Genomic DNA, 3,941 nt, shown 5'->3' on the forward strand with positions numbered 1-3,941 from the left:
CGCCAACCTGCAGGTGTTCGCACAGCAGAGCGTCACCATCGAGGACGACGTGATGTTCGCCTCCAACGTCTTCCTGAACGACGGCTCGCACGGCTACCAGACCGCGACCGTGCCCTACAAGTACCAGCCGATCTTCCGCATCGCGCCGATCGTCGTCGGGCGCGGCAGTTGGATCGGCCAGAACGTCGTGATCATGCCCGGCGTGACGATCGGCGAGCACGCCATCATCGGCGCTAACAGCGTGGTCACCGCGAGCGTGCCCCCGAGGTGCATCGCCGCGGGCTCACCGGCGAGGGTCCTCAAGCTTTGGGACGAACGGCAAGAGCGTTGGGTCCATGCCGGCGAGCACAGCGACCGGACCGCTTGAGGGGCCCGACGCGCTCGGGCTTACGGTGCCCGGACATTGAGCGCGAACGCACGGCGGAGGCAAGGCAGATAGAGGAGGCGCGGGTTCTTCCGCGCCCTGCTAAGTGCCTCGCTCGGCCCATCGGCGCCGGAAGCCAGCGACCACGTGGCTTGCGCTGCTGCGCGTGTCGAGCAGCTTGGCCGCGAGCGCTAGGCCCAGCCTGCCGTAGTTCAGCGGCCGGCCGATGCGGTCGAGGCCGCGGCGGTGGTACTGCCAGAACTCACGCCCCTGCTGCGAGAGGAGTTGCAGGGCAAGGAACTGGTAGTAATCGCCGTATGCCTCCTGACGACGTCGCTCGAACTCATCGGGCTCGAGGAAGAAGGGACCGTGATCCTCGAGCGCCTTGAGCCTCGCCAGCCGATTGGTACCGAACCGCTTCACCAGCGAGGTCGCCGACTCGTTGTGCCGTCGCGTGAACGTCAAGACCTCGTGTACGAAGCCGAAATCGGTCGTACGCAGCGTTGCCAGACAGGCATCGACGTCGGCGTGCGGGTTGTCTTCCTCGTAGAACGGATCGCGGTCGCGGACGACGTCGGATCGCAGTAACAGCGAGGTCGGTGCACCGAAGACGAAGATCTTGCCGAGCAGGTGCAGGCGGGCGATTTCCCGCCCCGGCGTGCAGTGGCTGGGGTAGGGCAGACCGTCGAGGTTCACCCGGGTCTCGTCCAAGCGGTACGAACCGACCAATCCGACCGAAGGGTTGCGCCGTGCGCAGGCAACCATCTCCTGAAGGCAGGCCGGAAACAGCCAATCGTCAGCGTGCACGATCTTGCAGTGTTCGCTGTCGGCCGAAATGAGGCGCAATGCGTGGTTCCAGTTCGGCATCTGGGCTAGGAACGCCTCGTTCGCGTGGATGCGGATGCGGTCGTCGCGTTCGGCGTACCGCTGAGCGAGCTCCAGCGAGCCATCCTTGCTCTGGTTGTCGACGATGATGTATTCGAAGTTCCGATACGTCTGCGCGAGCACGCTCTCGATGCACTCCGCGAGGTATTTCTCGGTGTTGTACACCGGCGTCACGACGGTCACGAGCGGCTCGTTCAACGCCATTCTCGGCTCCTCGACGGTTCCTGTGCCCCCTTGGCCGGGCCTTAGTACGCATCATGAAAGACCACCGCGCCAACCTCGACCGGGGCAACCGTCACACCTCGGCGGGACGCAAGCGTCGGCGGTAGCGTACCCCGAACGATGATGGGGTCCGGGGCCCTTGCCGGCTGACGCGGCATCTCGACGCGACTGGCGAGTCCAAGCCAGACGCGATTCCCGCGGCTCCTTGCCAGCGTGTGATGCCCACCTCTACGCCCGCGCAGCCGCCTGGGTAGACTTCGTAACGCGGACGTTGGTCCACCTTCATCCTCTCGACAACAGGCAGGCGGATTTTGACCACGGGAAAACGGCTTCTCAGCTTGCTCGACGACGGAGATCGGCGCAAGCTCGGCCTCCTTCTCGTGCTGAGCGTCGTTGCGGCGCTTCTCGAAACGTTCGGCATCGCGTCGGTCATCCCCTTTCTGGCGGTGGTCGCCAATCCCGAGGCGGCCCTGCAGAACCCATGGGTCCAGCTCGCCTTCACGACGCTCGGATTTGACAGCATCAACAGCTTCCTCGTCTTCCTCGGAGTCGCCGTCTTCGTGCTGCTCGTGTTGACCAACGCGGTGACGGCCCTCACCATGTGGGGGCTCCTCCGCTTCGCCTGGATGGCCGGTCACAGGATGTCGGTGCGGATCCTCAAGGACTACATCTTCCGGCCCTACGAGTTCTTCCTCGACCGCAACTCTGCCGAACTGGGCTCCAACCTGCTCTCTGAGGTGTGGGAGGTCGTTCGCGGCGTCATCCTCCCGGCGATCAAGCTGATCGCTACGGGAGTCAAGGCCTTGTTCATCGTCGCGCTGCTGGTCATCGTCGATCCGCTGCTGGCCGGCGCGTCGGTGATCGTCTTGGGCGGCTTGTACGGCGCCGTGTACGTGATTGTGCGGCGCCGGGTCGCCGCCCTTGGGCGCGTAAGGTTCGATGCCAACCGCGCCCGTTTCCAGGCTGCCAACGAGGTGTTCGGCGGCATTAAGGACGTCAAGGTGCTCGGGCGCGAACCGAGCTACGTCATGCGCTTCGCGCGCGCGTCTAGGACGTACGCGAATAGCCAGGCCGCGAAGCAGGTCATCGTCATGTTACCGACGCAGGCCCTGGAGATCATCGTGTTCGGGGGCATCCTGCTCTTCGTGCTGTATCGGCTGGCGTTCAACGGTGGCCTCGGCGAGGCCCTTCCCATAATCGGGCTCTACGCCGTCGCCAGCTACCGTCTCAAGCCGTCACTTACGCAGGCCTTCGATTCGCTGACCGCGCTGAAGTACGCCGGCGTCGCGCTCGACCGCTTGAGCGGCGACCTGCGCCCGAGAGACCAGGTCGTCGATCCGGACAGGCAGTCGCTTGCCCCGCTGGCTCTGATGGGCGCGCTCGACCTCAGGGGCATCAGCTACCACTACCCTGGCACGGACGTCGCCGTGTTCGACGGGTTCGATCTGTCGATCAAGGCGAACACCTCGATCGCCTTCGTCGGTACCACCGGCTCCGGGAAGACGACGCTGGCCGACATCATCATGGGATTGCTGAGGCCGCAGCGAGGTGAGCTGTTCGTCGACGGCGTGCCCCTTGACGACACCCGTCTGGGCGCTTGGCAGAACAGTGTCGGGTACGTCCCTCAGCAGATCTTCCTGTCGGACATCAGCGTCGCCTGGAACATCGCCTTCGGCGTTCCCGAAGCGGACATCGACATGGCCGCGGTCGAGCGCGCCGCCAAGCTCGCGAGCATTCACGATTTCATCGTGAATGAGCTACCCAACGGTTACGACACCGTCGTCGGGGAGCGAGGCGTGCGCCTGAGCGGCGGCCAGCGCCAACGGATCGGAATCGCCCGAGCGCTATACAACGATCCCGAGATCCTGATCCTGGACGAGGCCACCAGCGCCCTCGACGGCGTCACGGAGGACGACATCTTCTCCGCAGTTAGCGGGATGAAGCATGCCAAGACCGTCGTGATGATCGCCCATCGGATCGGCACGGTGCGTGAGTGCGACACGATCTACCTCTTGGAACACGGGCAGATCACCGCGGAGGGAACGTACGACGAGCTGTTGCGCAGCAACGAGACGTTCCGAAAGATGGCGCTGGGCCGTGGCCACTCTGACATGGCGCACGATCTGGCCCTAGGGCGGACGCCCAGCTGACGAGGCATCGGGGTTGGAGCATGGGGTCAGACGCGTCAGAGTGCACGAGTTGGCCGTTGGTCGCGGTCATCGTCCCGGTATACGACGACGCTCGGCGCCTGGCTGGATGCCTGCGCGCGCTGGAGGAGCAGACATACCCCGCCGACCGGTACCAGGTCCTAGTCGTCGACAACGGCTCGGGCGAAGACATCGCCGGCGTCTGCCGTGCCTTCCCGCGAGTTCGCTGCGTGTCCGAGCCGCGACCCGGATCGTACGCGGCACGCAACAAGGGGATCGCGTGCACCGAGGGCGAGTTCCTGGCGTTCACCGACTCCGACTGC

General features: G+C 65.0%; 4 protein-coding genes. 3 read left to right on the forward strand and 1 reads right to left on the reverse strand.

Annotated features, from left to right (window positions below; translation table 11 throughout):
- Positions 1 to 367 (forward strand): acyltransferase (locus tag ACJWXQ_RS02945; RefSeq protein ID WP_406672103.1); only part of this gene is annotated, 367 nt, incomplete at its 5' end.
- A gap of 99 nt (positions 368 to 466) precedes the next feature.
- Here ACJWXQ_RS02945 and ACJWXQ_RS02950 read toward each other — a convergent pair.
- Positions 467 to 1,453, reverse strand: a complete 987-nt coding sequence (locus ACJWXQ_RS02950; RefSeq protein ID WP_406672104.1) for a glycosyltransferase family 2 protein — start codon at positions 1,451 to 1,453, stop codon at positions 467 to 469.
- 329 nt (positions 1,454 to 1,782) lie between these two features.
- Here ACJWXQ_RS02950 and ACJWXQ_RS02955 point away from each other — a divergent pair, with 329 nt between their 5' ends.
- Together ACJWXQ_RS02955 and ACJWXQ_RS02960 are read left to right on the forward strand one after the other, a co-directional pair.
- Positions 1,783 to 3,621 carry an ABC transporter ATP-binding protein gene (locus ACJWXQ_RS02955; RefSeq protein WP_406672105.1) on the forward strand — a complete coding sequence of 613 codons (1,839 nt, stop codon included), beginning with the start codon at positions 1,783 to 1,785 and terminating at the stop codon, positions 3,619 to 3,621.
- 56 nt (positions 3,622 to 3,677) lie between these two features.
- Positions 3,678 to 3,941: glycosyltransferase (locus ACJWXQ_RS02960; protein WP_406672106.1), on the forward strand; the 264-nt coding region annotated here is incomplete at its 3' end.

The sequence above is a fragment of the Natronospira sp. genome (assembly GCF_007134575.1).
In the GTDB taxonomy this organism is placed as follows: domain Bacteria; phylum Pseudomonadota; class Gammaproteobacteria; order Natronospirales; family Natronospiraceae; genus Natronospira; species Natronospira elongata.

Bases quoted from the DNA above. Each gene is read 5' to 3' on its own strand.
- ACJWXQ_RS02950 (WP_406672104.1), bottom strand. From the start codon at position 1,453: ATGGCGTTGAACGAGCCGCTCGTGACCGTCGTGACGCCGGTGTACAAC.